We start from the raw sequence: 23,247 nt of genomic DNA on the forward strand, positions 1-23,247 counted from the left end.
CGACGATCAAGGCGACCGGCACAGACCCGGTGGGCAGATTTGCGGTGACGGGCAGTGGCGGCGGGGGTCCGTCCGGGCTGAAATGTCGGCTTTGCCCACGCCTGCGTGCAGCTGCGACTCGGGACACCAGCGCCGCACGCACCGCCGCGCCGGTCGGCGGCCCGTCGCCGGCCGGGGCCAGCCCGGTCAGTCCGTGAGCTGCACCGGGTTCACCAGATCGGCCGTGACGCTCAACAGCGTGAACGCCGCGAACAGCACCACCGCCACCAGCACCACCGGCGCCAGCCGGTAGTAGTCCACCGGACCGGGATCCGGCCGGCGCAACCGCGCGTAGACCCACGAGCGCACCCGCTCGAACCACGAGATCGCGATGTGACCACCGTCGGCCGGCAGCACCGGTAACAGGTTGAACATGCCCAGGAAGAAGTTCAGCGACGCCAGCATGAACAGGAACGACTGGTAGTCGCCACGGTCGGCGAGCTTGCCACCGATGTGGCTGGCGCCGACCATGCTCACCGGGGTCTCCGGGTCACGCTCGTCCCCCGTGATCGACGCCCACAGCGCCGGAACCTTCGACGGCAGCGACACCAGCGCCTCGAACGTCCCCTCGAACAGCGCACCGGCCTGCCGCCCGGCGAGCCCGACCGCGTCGACCGGGCCGGCGGTGCTGGTCGGCACAGCGGGCGTGACCCCGAGCAGCCCGACGCCCTCGACCACCGGCAGCGCCACCGACACCGTGCGGGAGACGCCGGCCCGCTCGTACGTCAGCGCGACGTCGCGGCCCCCGGCCGCGCGGACCGTCGACGTGAACGCGTCCCAGCCGCGGACCGGGCGGCCGTCGATCGAGGTGATCACGTCGCCGGGCTGCAGGCCGGCCGTGACGGCCGCGCTCGCGGGCGACACCGTGTCGATCCGCACCGGCTGGCTCTGCAGGAGGCGCTCGTCGGGCAGCGGCGAGAACGCGAACAACCCCCACAGGATGAGGAACCCGAGCGTGAAGTGGATCGCCACCCCGGCACCCATGACGACCGTGCGCTTCCACACCGGGAAGCGCCACATCGCGCGCTTCTCGTCCTCCGGCGGCACCTCGTCGAGCCGCGTCATGCCGACGATCTTCACGAACGCGCCGACCGGGATCGCCTTGACGCCGTACTCGACGCCGCGGCGGGTCACCGAGAACAGCGTCGGACCGAACCCGACGAAGAACCGCGTGACCTTCATGCCGAACGCACGCGCGGCGGCGGCGTGCCCGATCTCGTGCAGGGTCAGCGACAACAGGATGCCGAGGGCGAAGAGCGCCACGCCGATGCCATAGGCCACGGATCGAGACTACCTACAGCCCACGCCCAGCTTCCGTGGCCACGGTCGGGTTCCTGACGACGGAAGGACCGATCCTGCGTCCATGTGGAACCAGCTCCGCGGCGGCGTCGACACCGCCGAGCGCGCCACGATGTCGGCCCTGATCACCAGCAACGAGGCCCTGAAGGTCTTCCCGGCCGCCGAGCTGACCCGGACGTTCGACTTCTACGCCGGCCCGCTCCAGTCGAACGTCCAGTTCGGCAAGCTCGAGGCGACCCAGACCATCGCCAATGCTGTTCGACGGTTCGCCCCTGCTGCCGTCGGCCGTCCGGGTCGGTGCCGGGCTGACCGCGACCGGCCGCGACGCGGATCGACGAGGGCCGGGTGCTGCTGGCGGTGTCGAGGTCGCCGTCGTCGACCTGGTCGCGGCGCCGCTCGCCCGCGTGCTGGCCGAGGCGGTGCGGGTCACCGGGCAGGCGCCGGCCACGACGGTGCTGACCCACCCGGCGGCCTGGGCCACGACGCGCCGGGCGGTGCTCGCCGAGGCGGCCGGGCGGGCCGGGCTCGGCGGGCCCGTGCTGCTGCCCGAACCGGTCGCGGCCGGCATGTACCACCGCGGCGCCGGTTGGCTCCAAGCCCCGACGGCGTCGGTCACCAGGTACATGCTGCAGACGGAGTGGCGCAAGTACGAGCCCGTCGACGAGGTCAGCACCGGCACCTGCTGACGCGTGCTCCTTGCATCGAGTGGGCTCGCCGAACGTCCGGGCACGGAAGTTGGTGGCGTACCGGACCTCCCCGGCGCGGCAGGCCCCTCTCCCGGCACGGCGGCCCTTCCCGGGTGCGATGGCCTTTGCGTTGCGCACCGCACATCGCCTTGAGCATCCTAGGAGGCTAGGTTGGTCGCCCCGGCTGGCGGGGCGGACGCTCGTCGGGCGGGCGGGCTCGCGGAATCGGCGACCGAGACAGGCGCAACCGCGCAGGTGCGGCCGGGGCAGGCGCAACCGGGGCAGGCGCTTGGCTGTTCGCGCGCTCCGCGCAGGACGCGCGCTGGGCGCGGTCGTAAGTGGCGTCGCGCTCGGAATGGGCCGGCGGGAGCCCGTCCCTGCTGCGGGCCGCTTCCCCGGCTGCCGGGCGAGATGGGCGATCGCCCGGCGGGTGATTTCCTCGGCGGGGGTGCGAAGCTGGGCCGCGCCGTGCTTTTCCGGTGGGCGTCTCATCTGGTTCTGCAAATGCGGGCGGCCGGGACGCATGGTCCCGGCCGCCCTTGGTGCGGGGTTCTGCTAGCCGGTCGGGAAGAGGCGGCCGTAGTCGGCGTAGGCCATGGCCACGTCGGACTGGGCCCAGAACCGGTGGTAGTTGAACGTCGGAGCGGGACCACCGTCGAGGTAGGCCTGGATCTTCGGCCAGGCCGGGTCGTTCTTGTAGAAGGAACGGATGTCGACGAAGGTCTTGCCCGGGGCGATCACGTCACCGTTGGGCATCTCGCCGGTCCAGCCCGGAGGCAGGTACAGGCCCTGGCCGGTGCCGGCGTTGTACACGTCGTCGAAGCGGCGGTAGTCCTCGCGGGTCTCCGTCGTCGAGACGCCCTGCGCGTCGGCGTTGGCGTTCAACGCGTCGAGCAGGCCCTTGGCGGTGGTCTTGGCCGCGGCGTTGCCGCTCTTGGCCGCGTACCAGGTCAGGGTGCGGGCGTAGGCGCCGGCCACGCCGACGTCACGACCGGTCGCGGTGACCGTGACGCGCAGGTTGGAGTTGGCGGCCGGGCTGGACGGGTTCCAGGTGGCCGGAGCACCGCTCCACTGCAGGTCGGACGGGATCGCGAAGTTCCCGCCGGTGCCGATCGTCGTGTTGGCGATCGCCCACGGCACCCACTTGTCGAGGATCGCCTTGGCCTTGGCGTTGCCGGTCTCGTAGTAGAGCTCGGCGACGCGCTGCAGCGACCACACCTGCATACCGAACCACTGGTTGGAGCCCGGGTCGTGGTAGACGGGGTGGTCGTCGTAGTACATGCCGTAGAACGTCGGCGTACCCGCCGGCGGCTGGGCGTAGGCCCCGTCCCAGCTGTTCGTCGCGCCACCGGCGATCGCGCCGTCGGCCGACTGCAGCCACTGGTAGAACTCGAGCTGACGGTTCATCGAGCTCGTCCAGTCGGTGACCGCGGTGGGGCTCTTCATGTTGCCCGACAGCTCCGGCGTGTTCACCAGCGCCCAGGCCGCGAACGGGTTCTGGTACCCGAAGTGGTTGTGGCTCGAGCCGATGCGCCACGACCAGCCGGCCGCGGGGTCGGTGGCGCCGCCCCACGCGTAGTACCAGCTGAGCAGGTAGTGCATCGAGTTCTTGCCGCTGCCGGCGGGGCAGGTCGTCGGACCGACGCAGTTGCCGATCCGCTTGAAGTACTTGTCGAACATGGCGTAACGGAGGTAGTCACCCATCTTGGCCGCCTTGGCGACGGTGGCCGAGACGTCCGCCTGCTTGTTCTGCTCCTTGGCCCACTTCAGCGCCCAGTAGGCGGCCTGAATCGCGCGGGCGTCGGCGTCGGGGGCGTTGGTGTACTTCCACTGCTTCGCCGGCGCGCCGGAGTCCCTGATGGAGATGTCCAGGAAGCCGTTCGGTCCACCGTGGACGAACGTGTCACAGGAGGGCTGCGGCACGGTCTCCCACACCGACTCCTGCGGACCCCGCTGGAACGTGTTGATGTACGCCGGACGCGTGGTGCCGTCGCCGCACCGGCCGAAGCCGTAGGTGTTGTCGACGTCGAGCAGCCAGTGCATGCCGTAGATCTGGCCGGTGCCGTAGGCCGACTGCAGTTCGCCGCGCAGCGGGTCCTGGCCCACCGGAACGCTCGACTGCAGCGCCGACGGGTACTGGCTGGGCAGGTTGTACTCGGCCGCGTACTGCGGGGTGCCGTTCACTCCGGCCGTGGGCTGGTCGGCCTGCGACGGGATGATGTACTTCTCCATCACGGTCCACGAGTTGTTGAACGGGGCCCAGTTCTGGGTGACCCGTCCGTACTGCGCCTCGAGCCAGATCCAGTAGCTGAACGCCTCGGAGGTGGTCTCGTGGCCGTGGTCGGGCGCCTCGACGATCAGCGTCTCGATCGAGTGGTACGGCACGCCCTCCGGACTGAAGTAACCGGAGTTCTTGATCTTGCCGTACTGGGCGAGGAACCGGGTGATGTACTCGTTGTCGCCGCCCGGCACGTCCTTGTCGACCTCGGTCGCGGTGACGGCGAGCGTCGGGTAGCCGCTGGCGGTGGCCGAGATGGTGGCCGTGCTGCTCGTCGTGTCGGAGTCGTTGGCCGCGCTGAAGGTGACGTTGACGCCCGTGCTCCAGTTCGTCGGCGTCAGCGTGATCGACCCCGGCGAGACGGTGATGTCGGGGTCACCGGTGCGGGTCAGCGGAATCGTGACGCTGCCGCTCGGCGCCGCGCTCAGCTTGTAGTTGACCGTCGCTGAGCCGCCCTCGGGAACGCTGATCGACGGCGGGGTCGCGATGATCGTCGGACCGTTCGACGGTGCCACCGTGAAGCTGCGCTCGGCGGTGGCCGTGCCGGTCGCGTTGTCGTACGCCTTCGCCTGGACGGTGTAGCTGCCGGCCGGCAGGTCCTCCATCGTGTAGCCGTACGGCGAGCTGGTGTCGGTGTTGATCAGCAGGCCGTTGCGGTAGAACTCGACCTTGCTCACGGTTCCGTCGGGGTCGCTCGCCGTCGCGCTCAGCGCGACGTCGGCGGGCGCCACGTAGGGACCGGGAAGCGCGGCCAGGCTGACCGACGGCGACTGGTTGTTACCGGGGCTGCCACAGGTGACGCCGTTGAGCGTGAACGAGGTGGGCTTCGGGTTCTGCCCGGTGTGCGAGCCGTTGAAGCCGAAGGTCACCGAGCCGCCCGACGGCACGTTGCCGTTCCAGGCCTCGTTGGTGGCGGTGACGTTCTGTCCGCTCTGCGTGATCTTCGACGACCAGTAGTTGGTGACCCGCTGGCCGGAGTTCGCGTACGTCCAGCCGAGGTTCCAGCCGGTGAGCGCGTCACCCCGGTTGTTGATCGTGACGTTGGCCGTGAAGCCGTTGTTCCAGTCGGTGGAGGCATAGGTGACGTCGCACTGGACAGCCGCGTAGGCGGTGGTGGGGATGCTGACCAGGCCGGTCGTGACCAGCACGCCGGCGGCGGCGAAGGTCGTCCAGCGTCTAGTTCGGGGAAACTTCATGCGTTGCTGACTCCTCGCGAGAACGCCCTCGGGTCGCCGCGGGACCGCTGCGGCGCTGGGGTGTGGAGGGCGGGAACGGGGGTCGCGGGGTCGGCTCCCTGCTCGCGATGACGGCAGTCTGCCATGGGAGCGCTTCCAGCGCCAGTCGTCTATGCCCACCGCATTTGTGCAGGCCGCTGACCTGGAAAGATCTAAATCTGTCGTCGGCCGTTCACAAACTCGAAAAGAACAGCTACAGTTCGGTCACCCACATTTGGGAGCGCTCCCACAGCGCAGGTCCGGAAGGAGGCGCACCCACCGCAGTTCCCGCGTGGTTCGGCTCCCGCGCGCAGCCCCACCCAGTTCCCACATGCTCCCGGCGGGGACGAGCACTTACTCGTCCCCGTCGGTGAATCCCCCCGCTACGGGTTGCGTAGCCGGCGGCTCGTGCCCAGCACGCAGGCGGCCGCCACGATCAGCATCGGGTGCGAGTACCCGCGGTACGGGCTCGGCGGAATCGACGAGTACGGCTCGGTCACGCTCGCCAGGTAGCGGTTCGCCAGCTCCGTCAGCAGGATGTACCGGATCAGCGGCCGGTGGGCCGGCGCCTTGTCGAGGGTGCGTACCGACTCGAGCAGCGTGGTCCCGATCTCGTGGAGCACCCTCGCCAGCACCGGATCCGCCCGGGCGTCGTCGATGATGCGCTGGCCGTACTCGGCGCGCAGCTCGGTGAGCGTCAGGCCCCTCTGGGCACGGCCGTAGCGGAAGCGGTCGACATAGTGCGGACGGCGTGCGAACAGTCGCATCAGCAGCGCCGAACCGATCATGGGTCGAAGGGTACGGCACCCTCTCAACGAAGCTCGACGATCTCCGGCGCGGGCAGGCGCGGGGTCCCGGTCGTCGTGGTCTCGTCGTGGGCGACGCCGAGGCGCACCACCAGGTACGGGTAGCCGACGTGCGACACCAGCTGCCGCAGCAGCAGCCGCGTGCTCGCGATCTCCGCCGGCGAGCTCTCCGGCAGCAGCGTCAGCCCGTTGTCGACCGCGTCGAGCCAGGCGGCCGACAGCGCCTCCCCGGCCCGCAGCCAGTCGACCGGCCGGTCACCGGTCCCGTAGATGACCGCGTGCACGGCGCGCTCGTCGTGCCCGGTCGGGACGGTGAGGGTCCCGTCGACGCCGAAGTCGCGACCCGGAACCGTCGTCTCCGGGGCCGAGCGCGGGATGGCCGCGTCCGGTACCCCGGTGCCCGCCTCCCGCGCTCCGCCGACCCAGCCGGCGAGCTCGGCCCGTTGCCGGTCGTCGGAGCCCTCGGCACGCAGCGCGCGGTCGACCGCGACCGCCAGCTCGACCACCTGCTTCGGCTGCAGCACGTGGATCCGCAGCCCGGTTCCGGTCACCGCGTCGGTCACGGCCGCGAGGGCGTCCGGGGGGACCGGCACAGGCGCGACCGGCCGGCGGTCGGTGTGCCGGCGCGGCACGGCGGCCACGCGGCGGACCGCGTGCGGGTCGGGCTCACCGGGTCCGGTCACCCGGACGCTGGCCACCGCTCCCTCGGGCGCGCCGGTCCGCTCGACCTCGGCGTGCCAGCCCTCGGCCGCGAGCGCGACCACGGCGTGGTGCAGGGCCGCACCGCAGCTCACGAGCATCATGTGACCCTCGGGGTCGAGCTCGCGGAGCTGCCGTGACGGCTCGGTGTGCAGGTCGAGCCGGTCACCGTCGACGACGAACCGCCAGGGCTGGGTGTTGTGGATCGACGGTGCCCGTCCGGCCACCGTCACCGCTCCGGTCAGTGCCCGCGTGACGTCGCTCATGGTGTGGTCCTCTCTCCGTCCGTACGCCTCCAGCCTGCTCCCCCCGCGGACCGCGCGGTAGAGGCCAAGGTCCCGCCGGGGCCCGGGGCGGGTCGGGACCTTCGGCCCGGCCCGCCCGGCCCGCCCGGCCCGCCCGGCGTCAACCCGTGAGACCGGCGGCGGCCAGGCGCCCGGGCAGCGTGCGCAACGCGTCCACCGGTTCGGCGCTGAAGACGAAACGGAGGTGACGCGCGGCGACCGCGTCGCCCCAGCCGCCCATCGCCGTGGCCGCGACCGCCCCCTCCCGCAGCAGCGCGGCCGACACCCGCGCCGGTTCGAGGCCGAGCGTGACGGTGTCGATCAGCAGCGACCACCCGCCGCCGGGGCGTACCACGGGCAGGCCGGCCGTCGCGGCGAGGATGGTGTCGCGCCGGCGTTCGAGCTCGGCGGCGCACGCCGCGACGTGACCGTGGTCGCCGCGCAGCACCGCGGTCGCGGCGGCGCGGGCGATGCCGACGGGCGTCGTGGTGTTGTAGACGTGGACCCAGCCGACCGCGTCGACAAGTGACCGGGGACCGGCGACCCAGCCGACCCGCCACCCGATCATCCGGAACTCCTTGGACAGCGAGCCGACGACGAGCGTGCGCTCGGCCATCCCCTCGTAGCGCACGGGATGCAGCGGCTCGCGGCCGTCGAACAGGATCCGTTCCATCGCCGCGTCGTAGATGAGGATCAGGTCGTTCGTGACGCACACCTCGCTGACGGCGCGCCATTCGTCGTCGGTGAGGACGGCGCCGCTGGGCATCGACGGGCTCATCATGACGACGGCGCGCGCCGTCCTGGCCCTGTCCCGCAGGGCATCGAGGTCGAGCCGCCACTCGTCGTCCTCGACCCGGTAGGGCACGAACGTCGGCACGCCGCCGGCGAGGCGCACGCGGTTCACCAGTCCGGCGTAGGCGGGATCGGTGAGGATCACCTCGTCGCCGGGGTCGACCGTCGCGAGGAGACAGTCGAGCACGCCCTCGGTGCCGCCGCTGGTGACGACGATCCGGTCGGCCGGGTCGTACCGCTCGCCGCAGCGGTCGACGAGGAGGTCGCTGATGGCCGCGCGCAGGTCCTCGTCGCCGGTGAACGGCAGCCACGAGTTCGCCCTCGGCGTGGTGAGCGCTTCCGCGGTGACCGGCACCGCCTCCGGCGGCAGGGGCAGGTCGGTGTCGAGGTTCTCCAGGCGCAGCACCGGCCACCGCGTGCTGGCGCGGACCACGTCGCGCGCCACCCGGTCGATGCCGAAGCCGTGCACGCCCGCCATCCGCGCTGCGGGCCTGACTCGTGTGGTAGCCATGGTTGGCTACTATAGTAGGCATGACGCCGTCGCCACAGTCGCTCATCGCCACCAACCTCCGCGATCTGCGGACCCGTCGCGGCATGTCGGTGGTGACGCTGGCGGCGCGCAGCGGCGTGAGCCGGGCCGCCCTCACGAAGCTGGAGGCGGGCCAGGGCAACCCGACCATCGACACGCTGTACGCGTTGGCGAACGCGCTCGACGCGGCGCTCGGCGACCTCATCGGCGCGCCGGCGGCCGACGTCCCCGTGGTCGAGGTGGTGCGCGCCGGCGAGGGCGCGCGGGTCGAGGGTGCGGTGGCGGCCCGGTTGCTCGACCGGGTCTACGGTCACCGTCTCGCCGAGATCTACGACGCGACGTTCAGCACCCGCACCCGGCACGCCGACCCGCATCCCGCGGGCGTCGTCGAGTCGATCCTGGTGACCGCGGGCCGCCTACGCACCGGCCCGGCGGCCGCGCCGGTCGACCTCGGGGCCGGCGACTTCGTCCGCTTCGCGGGCGACGTGCCGCACGTGTACCGCGCGCTGGGCGGCCGGGCGCAGGGCGTCATCGTGATGAGCCACCCGTGAGGCGTGCTCAGACGACGGTCTGCCGGATCGGGTAGCGGTACAGGAGCCCCTCGTTGGCCCGGATGCCGCCGACCACGCCGAACGCGATGCCCGCGCCCCACACACCGACCCAGATCACGCCGAGGAACCAGTTGGTGATGTCGGGCAGGAACAGGCCGCACATCCGCACGATCGACAGCAGCACCAGCGCGCCGCTGACGAAGAGCTGGAAGTTGAGCGCGGCGGCCGCGTGCGTGCGGACGGTACCCGGCGCCCGCCCCTTGACCAGGAGCACGACGAGCGCCGGCAACAGGCCCAGCACGGCACCGAAGTGCGCGACCAGCACCCACCGCTTCTCGGCGGTGTCGCGGTACCCGGTCCGCGGCCCGGAGTCCGGAAACTGCGTCATGCCATGGACGATATCCGACGTGTGTCACCGGCCCTGGGGCGGTCAGTCGGTGGCGCCGGGGGTGACGAGGCCGTGCTCGTAGGCGAACACGACCGCCTGGACCCGGTCGCGCAGGTCGAGGTTGGTCGACACCCTCGTCAGGTGGGTCTTCACCGTGGCCTCGGACAGGTGCAGCTCCGCCGCCAGCTCCGCGTTGCTCGGGCCCCGCGCCACCAGGCGCAGGACCTCGGCCTCGCGTTCGGTCAGGCGTTCGGTGGCCCGGGCCGCGGCGGAGCGGCCCTGCGGGGTGCGCGGGAAGCGGTGGATCACGCGGCGGGTCACCGCGGGCGCGAGCAGGACGTCGCCAACGGCCGCGACTTCTGGTGGTTCTCGGTCGTCGCGGTGCCGGCGAACCTGGCCTGGCCCGTCGGGTCGGTGCTGCTCGCGGTGACGGTCCACCGGACGCGGGCGGCCCTACCCCGCCCGCTCTTGACATTGACCGGCGTTACTACGAAGCTGCGAGGAAAGCGCTTACCTAAGGGGTATCCGTGGCACACTTCGCACGCCGGGCCGGCATCGGCGCGATCGTCACCGCGCTGGTGCTGGCCCTTCCGGCCGCGCCGGCGCACGCCGGCACGCCGCAGGCACCGGGCACGGCGAGCCGGCCCGTGCTCTCCGTCGCGGAGGCGGCGCGGTTCACCCCGGCCACGTACCTCGAGCGGTCCGGGCCGTACGCGGCGCCGGTCGCGGACCCGTGGCGGCCCGGACCCGTGCGCCCCGGCCGGCCCGACGTCGTGGTGCGCCCCGGCGACAGCGTCCAGGAGGCCGTCGACACCGTCCACCGCCTCGGCGGCGACCGCCGGCGGTACATCCTCGTGACGCCCGGCACCTACCCCGGCACCGTGTTCATCCCGGCCGGCGGCCCGCCGCTCACTCTCCACGGCGTCGGCGACGTCCGCATCGAGCACAGCCTCGACGGCGCCGCGAGCCCCGCCGACTGGGCCGCCGCGGTGAACCCCGACGGCCGCTACGCCGAGGGCGACCCGGCCTGGGCCATGTACCGCTCGTGCGCCACCCGCACGCAGGCGACCGTCGGCCTGTGCGCGTCGGTGGTCTGGTCGGAGAGCCCGGGGCTGGAACTGGCCGGCCTGACGATCGTCAACACGCTGCCCGACCTGGCCGGCACCCACCAGGCCGTCGCGCTGCGCACCGACGCCGACCGCACGCTCGTCGAGCGGGTGCGGCTCGTCAGCCGGCAGGACACGTTCCACACCAACGCCGCCGACGCCACCCGCATCGCGCGGGTCGTCGTGCGCGACAGCTACGTCGAGGGCGACACCGACTTCGTCTTCGGACGCGCGACAGCGGTGTTCGAACGCGTCCACTTCCACGTCGTGTCCACCCGCAAGCCGACCGACGGCGTGGTGTTCTCGCCGAGCACCAACCCGGCGCACCCGTTCGGTTTCCTGGTGCGGCACAGCCTCCTCACCACCGACGCGGGCTACGACGGCGCGCCGACCGCCAACCTCGGCCGCGCCTGGGACCAGAGCGCCGGCTCCACCGGCTACCTGCCCGGCGTGTCGCCCAACGGTCAACTCGTGATCCGCGAGAGCGCGATCGACGGCGGCTTCGACCCGGTCGCGCCGTGGGCGCCGGCCGCCACCACCGGACGTCCGTTCGCCGGCAACGTGACCGACGGCCGCGACCTCGACGACCCGGCGTTCAACCGCCTCTGGGAGTACCGCACGGTGTAGTGCTAAGCCCGTAGGGCAGCATGGGAGTCGATGGAACCCGAGATCGTCGACGAGGTCCTGCCCGACGCCACGCCCACCCGCGACCCGGTGACGAGGCTCGCCCGCTGGCTCACCGAGATCTTCGCGCCGCCGGTGCTCGTCGCCGTGCTGCCGATCGTCATCGGGGTGCACGCGGGCCGCACCGTCGGGTCGGGCCTGGCGTGGGGGCTGTTCGCGAGCCTGTTCGTCGGCGTGATCCCGTACGCGATCGTGCTGTACGGCGTGCTGCGCGGCCGCTTGAGCGACCGGCACATCGGCGTGCGCGAGCAGCGCACGAAGCCGCTCGCGCTGGGCCTGGTGTCGGTGCTCGTCGGCATCGTGCTGCTCGCGGCGCTCGGCGCGCCCCGGGCGGTGACCGCGCTCGTCGTCGCCATGTTCGTCGGCGGGCTCGTCGCCACCGTCATCAACCACTTCTGGAAGCTGAGCGTGCACGCCAGCGTCGCGGCCGGCACGACGCTGGTCCTCACGCTCGCGTTCGGGCCGGCGCTGCTCGCGACCGCGGTGATGGTCGCGGCCGTCGGGTGGTCGCGCGTGCGGCTGCGGGACCACACCACGTGGCAGGTCGTCGCCGGGACCGTCGTCGGCGCCGTCGTGTCGGGTCTGGCCTTCGGCCTCCTGCGGTAGCGGCACCGGTAGTTTCGTAAAGTTTCGGCACTCGTCGATGCGGCTCCACGCTGTATTGACATATTCCGATGCCTCAATCAAGACTGGGCGCACCACCATCCGGGAGCGCTCCCACCCCCACGTGTCCCCGAAAGTTTCGCCCGGTGGCGCTCCCTCGAAAGGAGTTGCCCGATGCACCCCCGACTCCGGACCATCGCGCTCGCGGTGGCCGTACTCCTCGCCGGAGGCACTGCCGTCGCCTCCGTGCTCGACGCGACGACCAGCCCCGCCGACGCGGCCGCCGTCCTGGCGTCCACAGTGGAGAACGAGGGCGCCACGTGCGCCGTACCCGCGCTGCCCGACGCGGGATCCCTGCCCACCAACGCCCGTCTCCCCGACCCGTTCCGCCGGCTCGACAACTCCCGCATCACCACGACCGGCGACTGGCGCTGCCGTCGCGAGGAGATCAAGCGCCTGGCCGAGAAGTTCGTGTACGGCGAGAAGCCTGCGAAGCCGCAGTCCGTCACCGGCACGGTGTCGAGCAGCGGCATCACCGTGAACGTCAGCCACAACGGCCGCAGTTCCAGCTTCTCGGCGAGCGTGCAGCTGCCGAGCGGCACCGGGCCGTTCCCCGCGGTCGTGGTGCTCGGCGGTTTCGGCGCCGACACCGCCGCGATCCGGGCGGCCGGCGCGGCCGTCATCAGCTACGACCCGTACGCGGTCGGCCGCGAGGGCACGCCGCGCACCAACAAGCAGGGCGCCTTCTACAGCATCTACGGCAACACCAGCCCGACCGGCCTGCTGATGGCGTGGGCGTGGGGCGTCAGCCGCATCATCGACGTGCTCGAAGGGAACCAGACGGTCCTGCGGGCCGACGCCACCGGCGTCACCGGCTGCTCGCGGTTCGGCAAGGGCGCGTTCGTGGTCGGCGCGTTCGACCAGCGGATCGCGTTGACGATGCCGATCGAGTCGGGCACCGCCGGTGTGCCGATCCTCCGCGGCGTTCCGGGCGAGGGCGCGCAGAGCCTCAGCAGCGCCTACGGCGAGCAGCCCTGGTTCGGCGATGCGTTCGGCTCGTTCACCGGCAGCCCGAACCGGCTTCCGGTCGACACGCACGAGATGGTCGCGATGGTCGCGCCGCGTGGGCTGTTCGTCATGGACAACCCGCACATCGCCAACCTCGGGCCGCGCAGCGCGAGCGTCGCGGCGCTCGGTGGCGCCGAGGTCTACCGGGCGCTCGGCGCCGGCGACAACATCACGTACTGGTCCGACGTGCAGGACGGCTCGCACTGCGCCAACCGGCCGGAGTGGCGCACGCCGTTGCAGCAGAACATCCAGAAGCACCTGCTGAGGACGGGCAACGCACCGGGCGCGATGCGCATCTCCAGCCGCGCGCAGGGCAACCTGGCCGAGTGGCGCGACTGGACGACCCCGAGCCTGGGCCAGTCGCCGAGCAACCCGCCCTCGTCCCAACCGCCGTCGTCCCAACCGCCGTCGTCCCAACCGCCGTCGTCCCAGCCGCCTTCGTCAGGGCCGCCGTCGTCGTCGGGGCCGCCGCCGGTCGGTGGGTGCGCCGCGTCGGTGTCGGTCAACGCGTGGACCGGCGGTTTCGTCGCCACGGTCCGGGTGACCGCGGGAGCGTCGCCCGTCGACGGCTGGACCGTCGCGATGACGCTGCCCGCCGGAGCGACGATCACGAACAGCTGGAACACGACACGCGGCGGCACCACCGGCGCGGTGACGCTGTCGAACGTCTCCTACAACGGCCGCCTGGGAGCCGGCCAGAGCACCGAGTTCGGCTTCCAGGGCACGGGCAGCCCCGGCAACCCGGCGCCCACCTGCACCGCGAGCTGAGAAGACCGCACCCCAACGACGCAGCCCGGCCGACGGACCGCCACTCCGCCGGCCGGGCTGCGTACCCGTATGCGGTGACGTCGGTGCAACCCGGAGGCCGCGCCGCTGGTCCTTCTGCGGAACCCGGGGCACCGACGACCGTGAGGGAGAGCGTGTGGATGCCGACGACGATCCGGAAGACGTGGTGCGCCAGGCCTACCGCGTCCACTACCACCGGCTGGTGGCGCAGGTGTTCGGGCTGATCGGCGACCTGGCCGAGGCCGAGGACGCGGTACAGGACGCGTTCGCGCGGGTGCTGGCCAGACCGGGGTCGTTCCTCGGGGCCGAGGACCCGGAGCGGTGGCTTCGGGTGGTGGCGCTCAACGTCGCCCGTACCCGGTACCGCCGCCGATGGGTGTTCGACAAGCTGGTCCGCGCGGGCCGTGTCGACGTGACGCCGGCCGCGGTGCCCGGCCTGTCGACCGACCGCGTCGAACTACTCGCGGCGCTGCGCCGGTTGGCGCCCGCGACCCGCGAGGCGGTGGTGCTGCACCACCTCGCCGACCTGCCGGTGATCGAGGTGGCCGCCACGCTGGGCGTCCCGGTGGGAACGGTCAAGGCGCGACTCGCGCGCGGCCGTACCGCGCTCGCCCGGTTCATGACCGACACCCCGACCGTCGATGACGCCACCGAGGAGGTGCGCCGTGCCTGAGGGACACTTCGCGCTGCTGCGCGAGTACGCCGACGATGTCGCCCGCCAGCCCGACTTCGACACGATCCGCCGGCGCGCGGTCCGCGTCCGCCGGCGCCGCCGCCACACCGTGTCGTCCGTCGTGGCCGGGGTCACCGCGCTGGTCGTGGCCGCGGTCGGCCTGTCGGTGGGACCGGACGGGGGCGGCCGGAAGGCGGGACCCGCACCGACACCGACCACCTCGCCGGGCTTCGACCCGGATGCCGGGTGGCCCCGGTGGACCGCTGTCGTGGCCGCGCGGGCCGACGAGCTCTACACCGTCGTCGAACGCTGCCGCGCCTGCGGGTCCGAACTGCTCGTGTCCGCCGACGGCGGCCGCACCTGGACGCCGCGCGCGACCCCACCGCGGCCCGACGACCGCGGCACCGAGCCCCGCACGGTCGCGCTCACGCCGTTGGCGCCCGGGGTCCTGATGTGGTCGGAGGCGGTGACGGTGAACCTGCCGGACCTTCTCTCGTCAGGCTCGCCGGGTGCCTCGATCCCGCCGGGCGTCGAGCGGAACTGGGTCACGCTCGACGGCGGACGCACGTGGCGCCGGCCGACGATCGCGGAGCAGCCGGTGGCCGCGGTGCCGGCCGGCACCCGTCCCGTCGACTGCGCCGCCCTGCGGGAGGAGAAGCCGTGCCCGTTCTACGCGGTCGACCCGGCCACCGGGCGGTTCGCGCGGCTCGCCAACCAGCCCACCGGTTTCCGTTACGAGGGCTGGTGGTCGGCGCAGACCGACGTACCGGTCGGCGGCCACCTGTGGATCCCCGGGCTCGACCCGGCGACGCTGAAGCCGGCCGTCGCGTCGAGCACCGACGGGGGCGCCACGTGGACCACGCACGTGTTCGCCGGTGGGGTATCCGCGGACGACGACGGCCGGGGCGTCGCGGGCAAGTACCTGCCGACGGTGGCCGCCGGCACCGGAACCACGGCGCACGCGCTGATCTACTCCGCCGACGACCGGCTCGCCCCGTACCGCACGACCGACGGCGGGCGAACGTGGGAACCGGTGCCCGGCGGGGTGCTGCCCGACGTGCCCGACGCGGGGTTCGTGACCGCCGACGGCGCGCACGTGGTCAAGTGCGGGGACGACTTCCGGGCCAGCCGCGACGGCGGTCCGTACGCACCGGTGACGCTGGCCGGCTACCCGGCCGCGCTGCGGATGCTGACCCAGGTGACCTCGCGGCAGGCCACCGGCCGGTACGTGGTGACGTCGGGCGACCTCGTGTACGTCTCCGACGACGGGTGGAGCTGGCGCGGTCTCACGTTCCCCGCGTGAAGGCGGTCTCACGTTCCGCGTGAAGGCGGGAGCCGGGTCGGGCGACCGACCCGGCTCCCCGGTGCGTCAGACCACGCAGCCGTTGGCGTTCTTCGTGCCGGAGAACGTGTAGAGGTCGATCCAGTTGCTCGTGGCCGTGTAGGCGTCGAGCCCCCGGACGTGCAGCCCGTACGTGTGACCGGAGTTCGGCACCACGTACGTGCTCAGGCAGGTCCTGGCGTTGGTGAAGTTGGGCAGCTCCCGGGCACGCACCGCGGCGGCGTTGGCGCAGCTGATCCCGGTCGCCTCGTTGCAGAACAGGCCGTCGTACTGCCCGACGACGATGTAGACCGGCACCCGCACGTTGCCCATCACGGCGGGGTCGCGGGCCGCGCCGATGGTCAACCGTTCGGTGACGGTGGACAGCGACTTGATCGACTCGTCCTGGGCGGGCATCGCCGTCTCCACACCCGGCACGTGCAGCATCAGGTCGTCACGGATGCCCGCAACCGTGGTGAGGTAGCCGGCGGGCAGCCCCGATCCGGCGAACTTCGGGTCGGCCGTCGCCGTTTGCAGCGAGTTGGCGAACAATGTCAGGATCGGCGCGTTTCCGGCGGTGAGGAATCCGCCGAGAACGAGATAGTCCGGCACCGTTCCGGCCACGGTCGAGGTGCCCGCGAGGTATTGCATGATCGCGGCACCGAAGGAATGTCCGACGCCGACCACCGTGGTGAATGCGCGGCCGCCGATCGTGCCGGCGCGCAGTTTCTGGGTCAGCTGTCCGACGACGTAGGCGTGCGACTGCAGGGTGAGCAGGTCGGGTGCCGGTTTGGCGCTCAGACCGGTGCCTAACCGGTCGATGGCGAACGTCGAATATCCGCGGCTCGTGGCCGCGTAGACGTACGAGTACGAGTTCGGCGAATGCGACAGGTTGAACACGTTCTGGTCGTAGGTCATGCCGGGGACGAGCAGCTGCACGGTCTTCGACCCGCGGACGCCGTCTGTGCGCAGGCACAGCCGTCCGACCAGGTTGTACACGGTCGGGTCGGTGGCCGACAGCGTCACCGGAACGGTCTGCTGGGAGCAGGTCGCCCAACCCGGATCCCCCGCCTGCGCCCCGGACGGCGCGACGACACATGCGAATACCGTCGCGAGAAGCGCAGAAACCAGCAATCGAGCGAATTTAGACATAGTTGTCCAGTTCCATGAATGAATGGATAGGGCCATCGAATGGTAGGGCCCATCGCGTTTTCATGGGTCCGCGTGACGCAAATCGGGACGCGTGACGACACAACGGTTTCGCCGTCGCCGGCAACAATCCGAACTACTGTTAAGTACCGTGAAAAATGCGCAGCACAACGACCGCCACTAATTAATGGCCATGTATGTCGGGGCGATTTCCCTCGATTGTCGGATTCAGCGCGCTTGCGGCAGTATGAAGCCCCGCTTGGCCCCGGTGACCGACGGCGGCGGCACCACCGGACCGATGTCGCCGTCGGGTGCCTCGTCGAGGTCGACCATCACCGGCGCGTGGTCGCTGGGCCCGGTCCCCTTGCGGGCGTGGCGGTCGATCCACGCCGCCCGCACGCGGTCGCTCACCGGTGCGCTCGCGAGCACGAGGTCGATCCGCATGCCGAGGTCCTTGTGGAACATGCCGGCCCGGTAGTCCCAGTAGGAGAAGACCCGCTCGGTGGGCCAGCGGTCGCGGACCACGTCACGCAGGCCCAGCGCCTGCAGGTCGGCCAGGGCCTGCCGTTCCGGCGGCGTCACGTGGGTCTGCCCGACGTACGCCTTCGGGTCGAACACGTCGGCGTCGGCCGGCGCGATGTTCATGTCGCCGCAGACCACGGCCGCCTCCGGACCGGCCGCCACCACCGCGCGCAGCGCGGCCAGCCAGACCAGCTTGTACCGGTAGTGGTCGGAGTCGGGCTCGCGTCCGTTCGGCACGTACAGCGAGTGGACCCGGACCCCGCCGCACGTCGCGGCGACCGCGCGGGCCTCCTGGTCGGACGCGGCGTCGGGGAAGCCCGGCGCGCCCTCGACGCCGTACACGACGTCGTCGAGCCCGACCCGGGAGATGATCGCGACGCCGTTCCACTGCGCCTGTCCCATGTGGGCGTACTCGTAGCCGCGCGCGGTGAGCTCGGCCTCCAGCAGCTTCGCGAACGCGGCGTCGGTGAGCTTGGTCTCCTGGACGCACAGCACGTCGGGTCTACGCTCGTCGATCCACGGCAGGAAGCGGGGCAGGCGCTGCTTCACGGAGTTCACGTTCCAGGTGGCGATCCGCACCCGCCCCACGCTACCCGCGCCGGCACCGGTCGACCCTCAGCCGCGGCGCACCGCGTACCGCAGGTGGGTGACCAGCGACGTCTGGCGCGCGCCGACCTGGTCGAGGGCCGTCCGACCGACCCCCTCGAAGAGCCGCTCGCCCGCGCCGAGCAGCACCGGCGCGACGTGCAGGCGCAGCTCGTCGAGCAGGTCCGCGGCCAGGAACTGGTTCACCGTCGAGGCGCCGCCGGCGACGGAGACGTTCCGCTCCCCCGCCGCCTCGCGGGCGCGCCCCAGCGCCTCGTCGATCCCGCCGGTGACGAAGTGGAACGTGGTGCCGCCGTCCATCGGCAGCGGCGCGCGCTCGTGGTGGGTCAGCACGAACACCGGCCCGTGGTACGGCGGCTCCTCGCCCCACCACCCACGCCAGTCGCCCTCCCACTCGCCACGCACCGGTCCGAACATGTTGCGGCCCATGATGAACGCGCCCGCGTCGGTGATCTCGGCGAGCTCGTCGGCGTTCTCCTCGGCGGCGTCGAACATCCAGGTGTGCAGCACGCGTTCGGCGCCCACGCCGAGCGGGTGCTCCAGGCTCTGGTTCAGGCCGGCGACGTAGCCGTCCAGCGACGCTGCGATGTTGCAGACGACCTTGCTCATGACGGTGGTCCTCTCTCTCGGTGCCTGTCAGCCGTCGGTCGGAGCCGACCGGCCCGCCTTGACGCGCGTCCGGAAAAATCTTGAAACGATAGGGTGACGCGCATGGCGGACCTGTACGAGCTCGTGCTGGCGCTCGACCTCGGCTCCGGCCTGGGCGCCGACGAGCTGGCCGAGCTGCGGTGGCACGTCGGCCGGGGCGAGCGGCCGGAGCGGCTGGTGCTCGGCACCGACGCCTACCTGGAGACGTTCCCGCTCGGCGACCCGGAGGACCCGGGCTGCGAGTGGGAGACCGCGGAGCCCGCGGCCGCGTTCGCCGTCACGGGCGCGGCGTCGCGGATCGGCGGTGCGCTCGTCGCCGCACTCGTACCGCGCGACCAGCCGGCCGGGTGGGCGCTGACGGTGCGCCAGGAGCTGCATCCCGACCAGTTCTACGAGCTGCGCACGATGCTCGGGTGGCTGGGCCGGTGGGCGGCGCGCGACGGGTACGCCGGGCATCTGCGCTTCCACGAGAGCCACGACGTCACACCCCTGGTTGTCCACAATGGACAGATTACGCCGCCGGCCGACGTCGTCGACCACACTCCGCTGTGGCAGGGCGGTTGACTCAGGTGCCGTAGCAGCGCACGCCGTCGTTCTCGGTGCGCTTCAGGTGCCCGGTGCCGACGAGCACGTCGAGGTGCGCGGCCGTCTCGGTCACCGCGAGGCAGCGGCTCAACAGGTCGAGCTCGTCGAAGGCGCGCCCGCGCCGGGTCCAGCGCAGCCGCTGGGCCACCTCGTAGGCGGTCGTTCCCCCGTCGGCCACCGCGTCGGCGGTGTCGCGCAGCCGGTTGTCGTGGTGCTCGATGAGCTCGTCGACGCGGGCGTGCACGCTCGCGCCGACGTGGCCGTGCGCCGGCAGCAACCGGCGGTCGGGCAGGGCGCGCACCAGCCGCAGCGAGTCGAGGTAGTCGCGCAGCGGCGACTCGGCCGCCGCGGGCTCGAACCCGATCGACGGCGTGATCCGGGGCAGCACGTGGTCACCGCAGAACATCACGTCGCGGGCGGCGTCGACGAACACGAGATGTCCCCGCGTGTGGCCGGGTGTCGGGTGCGCCTCCCACGTCGCGGTGCCGAGCTCGATGGTCGACGGCGCGTCGAGCCAGTCGTCGGGGTCGTGCCACTCGCTCGTGTCGTGGTAGACGGGTACCTCCGACAGCTCCTTGACGAGCGGCGTCGCGCCGCCGAGCGCGAGCTGGTCGCGCAGCCCGCCGGGCCGGTCGGGCGTTGCCGTCTGGACGACGCGCAGGGACGCCCGTTCGCCCGCTCCGAGCCCCACGCGGATCGACGGGTACTCCTCGCGCAGCTTCACCGACATCGTGTAGTGGTCGCGGTGCACGTGCGTCACGAGGATGCGGCTGATCCGGTCGGGCCCGGCGTCGAGGGCGCGCAGCGCCCGACCCAGCACGTCGCGGGCCTCGGCCACGAACCAGCCGGAGTCGACGAGCACGAGGGAGTCACCGTCGCGGACCGCGTACACGTTCACCGCGCGCAGCCCGTCGTTCGGCATGGGTAGCGGGATGCGGTAGAGGCCGGGCTGCTGCTCGTACACGCCCGCCTCGGTCCAGTCGCGCTCCGGGTCGTCGGGCGTGACCCGCAGGCGTTGCTCCATCACGGCAGTGAACAGCAGCCCGGCAGCCCCCGCCAGACGATTGTGTGCAGTGTCTCCTTCCGGGGGACGCCCTGCGACGGGTGGCTCACCCGTCCGGCGCCCGCTCCGGTGTCAGGCGGAACACGCGCAGCTCGCGCCCGGCGCGGCGGTCGTAGCTGTCGTAGGCCGGCCACACCGCGGCCAGGAGCGCCCACATCCGCTCGCGCTCGGCGCCGGAGCACAGGCTGGCCCGCACGGGTACCCGCGTCCCGTCGACGTCGACGACCGCGGCCGGGTCGGCGAGCAGGTTCGCCGACCACGCCGGGTGCCCGGCCTGCCCCCAGTTCGACCCGACGACCACGTAGCTGCCGCCGTCCGTGGCGTACAGCAGCGGCTGCTCGCGGGGCAGCCCGCTCTTCCGGCCGGTGGTGGTCAGCAGCAGCGCCGGCGTGGTGCGGTCGCCGGACAGCGACCAGCGGCCCTTCGTGCGCCGGCGCAGCCACCGGTCGAGGGGCGTGACCCGGCGACCGACCCAGGCGAACCACCGCTGGTGCCCGAGCCGTCGCAGCAGGCCCGCATAGCGGTCGCGTACCGGCACGGCGCGAGCATAGCGCCGGCACCGGGTCAGGCAGCGGTCAGGCAGCGGTCAGCGGCAGCCGGACGATGATCTCGCCGTCGGCGTCGACGTCGCCGGTCGGCACGAAGCCGAGCCGTTCGTAGAAGCCGGCCGGGCCGTCGCCGCCCGGCACGTAGCTGGTGAGGAGCTCGGTGGCTCCCTCGGCGCGCACGAGCGCGGCGACCTGCCGCACCACCTGCGCGCCGTACCCGTGCCCCTGGTGGTCGCGGTCGACGAGCAGCTTCCACAGGAACCACGGCCCGATGATGTGCGGCGGCCGCGGCGTGACGTTCCAGCTGAGCATCACGAAACCCACCGGCGTGTCGTCGGCGTAGACGGCGCGGTACCAGGCGTTCGCCTCCGGGTACGCGGCGGCGTCGTCGAGCGACGCGCGGACGGAGCCGACGAACCGGTCCTGCCCCGGCGCGAGCCGCAGGGCGAGGACCGCGTCGCGGTTGTCGTCGGTGAGCTCCCGCAGCGTCACGGCCACGCCGCGAGCATAGTGCCGTCGGGCCGCGGCGGTGCCGCCATGGCGGATCCGCGACAGCCTCGCGCTATGCGGGCTCGGGCACGCCGCCCGGCTCGCCGGGGCCGCGGCCCGGTTCGTGGGGCGCGGGCGGGAGCGTGTCGGGCGTGTCCGGCAGCAGCTCGCCGGGGTCGTCCGGAACGGGCTCGTTCGGGTCGATGGGCGGGTACACCTCGGGATCGGGATCCGGCTGAACCATGGGATTTCTATTGCCCACCCGCGCCGGTGGGCAACCGTCCGCCGGTCCGCTCCGCCCCGAACCCGGGCCCTGGCGCCGCACGGTGTTCAGACGGCGCGGTACAGGTTGCGCATCGCGAGGATCGAGGACCGGACCTCCTGCAGCAGCTCGGTCGTACTCAGCGGCCGGCCCCATTCCCGCGTCGTCGCCGCGTCGTAGCCGACGGTCTCGATGCCGCAGCCGTAGCGGGTGGCGAGCAGGCGCACGGCGTCGCAGTGCTGGTGCCGCACGTAGGGATCGTTCGTGACCACGAGCAGCCGGTCGGTCGCCGCCGGCGTGCCGATGTGCTCGGCCCACCCGAGGAGCGTGTCGGCCGTGTTCGCCCGCATCCCCGGCCGGCTCGACGCGGCGGCCAGCACGTGCACCTCCCCGATGCCGGGCCGGCCGACATCCCAGGTGCGGTGCCACCACCCGTCGCCGCCGCGTTCGCCGGTCGCCGCGGGCAGGTCCAGGAACTTCCGCAGCCCCACCAGCATCATGTCTGCCTCGGTCTCGACCGGGTCGAGCCCGAGCCGGAGGCCCTCGCGGTACTCGCGGTCGTCGCGGTAGCGCAGGCTGCCGAGCCCGGCGAGGGTCCGGGTGCGGACGTCGGAGGCGAGCAGCCGGGCGGCGTACTCCGTGCGGCCCAGCGACACCCGGATGCCGCCGCCGAGCACGACGACGTGGTCGTAGGCCGGGTGCGCGGGCCCGGGGCGGCCGCCGAGGCCCAACGCGTCGATGAGGACCCGCAGGCGCGCGTCGAGGTCGGTGTCGTAGTAGACGCGCGCGGTGTCGAAGCGTTCCTTGACCCCGCCGCGGAAGTCCCACGCGTGTGAGAACTCCGCCACGTGGTCGAGCACGGCGTCGAACGGTCCATGCGGCACCACACCACCGAAGTGCTTCACCAGTTCGGCCAGCTCCGGCGACGTCACCCAGCTTTCCACCGACGCGGCGACCGCGCGCGGATCGGGACCACCGGGCTCACAGGGCGGCAGCGCGATCGGCTGTGTCACCCGCGCTGGCACCTCCTCGCCGCATCCCGGGACCGAAGACTACAAGACGGTACGGTGGGGTAGCACAGGGGTGGAGGTGCGAGGCGATGATGGCGCGGCCGTGGCGGGGCCGGCGTCCGCAGGTGATCGGCCTGCCGGCGCTGGTGCTGCTGGCCTCCCTGCTCGTCGTCGCCGCCACGGCCCTGTCCATGGCCGTGGCCGCGCTGGCGCCCGTGCCGGTCGGCGGCTCAGCGGGTCCCGTTCTCGGCGCCGCGACGTCCGGTCCGAGCGCGACCACGGGCCGCACCGACGTGCGCGTCCTGGCGGTGCGGACCGGCACCGGCTCCGTCGAACTCGACCTCCTCAGTGGACACTCCGCGCCGTACCGGTCGGCCGAGGCCGTTACCGGATGGCCCGTTCCGGCGTTTGCGTCCGGACCGGTCGCCGACGGCGACGCGCGGCAGCATCGGGGCCGCGCACCACCGCCCGCACGGTGATGTCGCTCACCCGCGAGCCGGCCCGCCAGGGTCGGTGACCGGGCCACGTTGCCGTGCCCGCACCGCCCCGTGTGAGGAGT

At 72.4% G+C, this 23,247-nt stretch carries 23 protein-coding genes and 2 pseudogenes; 10 read left to right on the forward strand and 15 right to left on the reverse strand.

Going from position 1 to position 23,247, the window contains the following annotated elements; translation table 11 throughout:
• Positions 1-186: 186 nt before the first annotated feature.
• Positions 187-1,320, reverse strand: a complete 1,134-nt coding sequence (locus tag Voc01_RS30020; protein ID WP_203930964.1) for a M50 family metallopeptidase — start codon at positions 1,318-1,320, stop codon at positions 187-189.
• A gap of 269 nt (positions 1,321-1,589) precedes the next feature.
• On the opposite strand from Voc01_RS30020, the gene Voc01_RS30025 reads away from it, so the two are divergent.
• Positions 1,590-2,024: an Hsp70 family protein gene (locus Voc01_RS30025; protein WP_203930965.1), complete on the forward strand. Its 435-nt coding sequence runs from the start codon at positions 1,590-1,592 to the stop codon at positions 2,022-2,024.
• A gap of 555 nt (positions 2,025-2,579) precedes the next feature.
• On the opposite strand, the gene Voc01_RS30030 is transcribed toward Voc01_RS30025, so the two are convergent.
• From Voc01_RS30030 to Voc01_RS30045, 4 genes are all read right to left on the reverse strand, one after another.
• A complete protein-coding gene (locus tag Voc01_RS30030; RefSeq protein ID WP_203930966.1) occupies positions 2,580-5,498 on the reverse strand; it encodes a glycoside hydrolase family 48 protein in 2,919 nt (972 codons plus the stop codon).
• Between the two features lie 401 nt (positions 5,499-5,899).
• Positions 5,900-6,304: a hypothetical protein gene (locus tag Voc01_RS30035; RefSeq protein ID WP_203930967.1), complete on the reverse strand. Its 405-nt coding sequence runs from the start codon at positions 6,302-6,304 to the stop codon at positions 5,900-5,902.
• Positions 6,305-6,327: 23 nt separating this feature from the next.
• Positions 6,328-7,287 (reverse strand): Acg family FMN-binding oxidoreductase, encoded by a 960-nt coding sequence (locus Voc01_RS30040; RefSeq protein WP_203930968.1) that lies wholly within the window; start codon positions 7,285-7,287, stop codon positions 6,328-6,330.
• A 139-nt stretch (positions 7,288-7,426) separates the two neighbouring features.
• Positions 7,427-8,608: a pyridoxal phosphate-dependent aminotransferase gene (locus tag Voc01_RS30045; protein ID WP_203930969.1), complete on the reverse strand. Its 1,182-nt coding sequence runs from the start codon at positions 8,606-8,608 to the stop codon at positions 7,427-7,429.
• 20 nt (positions 8,609-8,628) lie between these two features.
• Between Voc01_RS30045 and Voc01_RS30050 the strand changes: the two genes are divergently transcribed.
• The gene (locus Voc01_RS30050; RefSeq protein WP_203930970.1) at positions 8,629-9,177 is read left to right on the forward strand and encodes a helix-turn-helix domain-containing protein; all 549 of its coding nucleotides are present in this window, start codon (positions 8,629-8,631) and stop codon (positions 9,175-9,177) included.
• A 7-nt stretch (positions 9,178-9,184) separates the two neighbouring features.
• Here Voc01_RS30050 and Voc01_RS30055 read toward each other — a convergent pair whose 3' ends face one another.
• Together Voc01_RS30055 and Voc01_RS30060 are read right to left on the reverse strand one after the other, a co-directional pair.
• The gene (locus Voc01_RS30055; protein ID WP_203930971.1) at positions 9,185-9,565 is read right to left on the reverse strand and encodes a DUF4870 domain-containing protein; all 381 of its coding nucleotides are present in this window, start codon (positions 9,563-9,565) and stop codon (positions 9,185-9,187) included.
• A gap of 42 nt (positions 9,566-9,607) precedes the next feature.
• Positions 9,608-9,922, reverse strand: a pseudogene (locus tag Voc01_RS30060) (response regulator transcription factor); the annotation flags it as partial.
• A 170-nt stretch (positions 9,923-10,092) separates the two neighbouring features.
• Between Voc01_RS30060 and Voc01_RS30065 the strand changes: the two are divergent.
• The 6 genes and pseudogenes from Voc01_RS30065 to Voc01_RS30085 all read left to right on the forward strand — a co-directional run bounded on the left by Voc01_RS30065 (position 10,093) and on the right by Voc01_RS30085 (position 15,788).
• Positions 10,093-11,298 carry a pectinesterase family protein gene (locus Voc01_RS30065; RefSeq protein ID WP_239160577.1) on the forward strand — a complete coding sequence of 402 codons (1,206 nt, stop codon included), beginning with the start codon at positions 10,093-10,095 and terminating at the stop codon, positions 11,296-11,298.
• A 30-nt stretch (positions 11,299-11,328) separates the two neighbouring features.
• Complete coding sequence (locus tag Voc01_RS30070; RefSeq protein ID WP_239160578.1) at positions 11,329-11,961, forward strand: phosphoesterase PA-phosphatase; 633 nt, start codon at positions 11,329-11,331, stop codon at positions 11,959-11,961.
• A gap of 171 nt (positions 11,962-12,132) precedes the next feature.
• A pseudogene (locus tag Voc01_RS54715) lies at positions 12,133-13,170 on the forward strand (glucuronyl esterase domain-containing protein); the annotation flags it as partial.
• A 144-nt stretch (positions 13,171-13,314) separates the two neighbouring features.
• Complete coding sequence (locus Voc01_RS54720; protein ID WP_373873890.1) at positions 13,315-13,794, forward strand: cellulose binding domain-containing protein; 480 nt, start codon at positions 13,315-13,317, stop codon at positions 13,792-13,794.
• A gap of 154 nt (positions 13,795-13,948) precedes the next feature.
• Entirely contained in the window at positions 13,949-14,485 is a 537-nt protein-coding gene (locus tag Voc01_RS30080) for a sigma-70 family RNA polymerase sigma factor (protein WP_239160579.1), read from the forward strand.
• Complete coding sequence (locus Voc01_RS30085) at positions 14,478-15,788, forward strand: hypothetical protein (RefSeq protein ID WP_203930974.1); 1,311 nt, start codon at positions 14,478-14,480, stop codon at positions 15,786-15,788. The genes Voc01_RS30080 and Voc01_RS30085 overlap by 8 nt, the downstream gene beginning before the upstream one ends.
• 66 nt (positions 15,789-15,854) lie before the next feature.
• Here the strand turns inward: Voc01_RS30085 and Voc01_RS30090 are convergent, their stop codons facing one another.
• From Voc01_RS30090 to Voc01_RS30100, 3 genes are all read right to left on the reverse strand, one after another.
• Positions 15,855-16,832, reverse strand: coding sequence for an alpha/beta hydrolase (locus tag Voc01_RS30090; protein WP_203930975.1), 978 nt, complete (start codon positions 16,830-16,832; stop codon positions 15,855-15,857).
• Between the two features lie 351 nt (positions 16,833-17,183).
• Complete coding sequence (locus Voc01_RS30095; protein ID WP_203930976.1) at positions 17,184-18,056, reverse strand: exodeoxyribonuclease III; 873 nt, start codon at positions 18,054-18,056, stop codon at positions 17,184-17,186.
• 36 nt (positions 18,057-18,092) lie between these two features.
• On the reverse strand, positions 18,093-18,692 hold the full coding sequence (locus Voc01_RS30100; protein WP_203930977.1) for a dihydrofolate reductase family protein: 600 nt from the start codon (positions 18,690-18,692) through the stop codon (positions 18,093-18,095).
• Between the two features lie 102 nt (positions 18,693-18,794).
• On the opposite strand from Voc01_RS30100, the gene Voc01_RS30105 reads away from it, so the two are divergent.
• Positions 18,795-19,295: a hypothetical protein gene (locus Voc01_RS30105; RefSeq protein ID WP_203930978.1), complete on the forward strand. Its 501-nt coding sequence runs from the start codon at positions 18,795-18,797 to the stop codon at positions 19,293-19,295.
• Between the two features lies 1 nt (position 19,296).
• On the opposite strand, the gene Voc01_RS30110 is transcribed toward Voc01_RS30105, so the two are convergent.
• The 5 genes from Voc01_RS30110 to Voc01_RS30130 form a co-directional block, all read right to left on the reverse strand.
• Positions 19,297-20,340, reverse strand: a complete 1,044-nt coding sequence (locus Voc01_RS30110) for an MBL fold metallo-hydrolase (protein ID WP_203930979.1) — start codon at positions 20,338-20,340, stop codon at positions 19,297-19,299.
• Between the two features lie 85 nt (positions 20,341-20,425).
• Entirely contained in the window at positions 20,426-20,917 is a 492-nt protein-coding gene (locus Voc01_RS30115) for a nitroreductase/quinone reductase family protein (RefSeq protein ID WP_203930980.1), read from the reverse strand.
• Between the two features lie 37 nt (positions 20,918-20,954).
• Positions 20,955-21,425: a GNAT family N-acetyltransferase gene (locus Voc01_RS30120; RefSeq protein WP_239160580.1), complete on the reverse strand. Its 471-nt coding sequence runs from the start codon at positions 21,423-21,425 to the stop codon at positions 20,955-20,957.
• Positions 21,426-21,489: 64 nt separating this feature from the next.
• A complete protein-coding gene (locus Voc01_RS30125; RefSeq protein WP_203930981.1) occupies positions 21,490-21,660 on the reverse strand; it encodes a hypothetical protein in 171 nt (56 codons plus the stop codon).
• Positions 21,661-21,746: 86 nt separating this feature from the next.
• Positions 21,747-22,691: a hypothetical protein gene (locus Voc01_RS30130; protein WP_203930982.1), complete on the reverse strand. Its 945-nt coding sequence runs from the start codon at positions 22,689-22,691 to the stop codon at positions 21,747-21,749.
• Between the two features lie 86 nt (positions 22,692-22,777).
• Here Voc01_RS30130 and Voc01_RS30135 point away from each other — a divergent pair, with 86 nt between their 5' ends.
• On the forward strand, positions 22,778-23,167 hold the full coding sequence (locus Voc01_RS30135) for a hypothetical protein (RefSeq protein WP_203930983.1): 390 nt from the start codon (positions 22,778-22,780) through the stop codon (positions 23,165-23,167).
• Positions 23,168-23,247: the final 80 nt, after the last annotated feature.

The sequence above is a fragment of the Virgisporangium ochraceum genome, assembly GCF_016863655.1.
Taxonomy (GTDB): Bacteria; Actinomycetota; Actinomycetes; order Mycobacteriales; family Micromonosporaceae; genus Virgisporangium; species Virgisporangium ochraceum.

Coding starts and splice junctions, on each gene's coding strand:
- Voc01_RS30045 (WP_203930969.1), bottom strand. CDS start 8,608: ATGGCTACCACACGAGTCAGGCCCGCAGCGCGGATGGCGGGCGTGCAC.
- Voc01_RS30030 (WP_203930966.1), bottom strand. CDS start 5,498: ATGAAGTTTCCCCGAACTAGACGCTGGACGACCTTCGCCGCCGCCGGC.
- Voc01_RS30135 (WP_203930983.1), top strand. CDS start 22,778: ATGATGGCGCGGCCGTGGCGGGGCCGGCGTCCGCAGGTGATCGGCCTG.
- Voc01_RS30035 (WP_203930967.1), bottom strand. CDS start 6,304: ATGATCGGTTCGGCGCTGCTGATGCGACTGTTCGCACGCCGTCCGCAC.
- Voc01_RS30110 (WP_203930979.1), bottom strand. CDS start 20,340: ATGGAGCAACGCCTGCGGGTCACGCCCGACGACCCGGAGCGCGACTGG.
- Voc01_RS54720 (WP_373873890.1), top strand. CDS start 13,315: ATGCGCATCTCCAGCCGCGCGCAGGGCAACCTGGCCGAGTGGCGCGAC.
- Voc01_RS30040 (WP_203930968.1), bottom strand. CDS start 7,287: ATGAGCGACGTCACGCGGGCACTGACCGGAGCGGTGACGGTGGCCGGA.
- Voc01_RS30100 (WP_203930977.1), bottom strand. CDS start 18,692: ATGAGCAAGGTCGTCTGCAACATCGCAGCGTCGCTGGACGGCTACGTC.
- Voc01_RS30070 (WP_239160578.1), top strand. CDS start 11,329: ATGGAACCCGAGATCGTCGACGAGGTCCTGCCCGACGCCACGCCCACC.
- Voc01_RS30105 (WP_203930978.1), top strand. CDS start 18,795: ATGGCGGACCTGTACGAGCTCGTGCTGGCGCTCGACCTCGGCTCCGGC.
- Voc01_RS30050 (WP_203930970.1), top strand. CDS start 8,629: ATGACGCCGTCGCCACAGTCGCTCATCGCCACCAACCTCCGCGATCTG.
- Voc01_RS30025 (WP_203930965.1), top strand. CDS start 1,590: ATGCTGTTCGACGGTTCGCCCCTGCTGCCGTCGGCCGTCCGGGTCGGT.
- Voc01_RS30055 (WP_203930971.1), bottom strand. CDS start 9,565: ATGACGCAGTTTCCGGACTCCGGGCCGCGGACCGGGTACCGCGACACC.
- Voc01_RS30125 (WP_203930981.1), bottom strand. CDS start 21,660: ATGGTTCAGCCGGATCCCGATCCCGAGGTGTACCCGCCCATCGACCCG.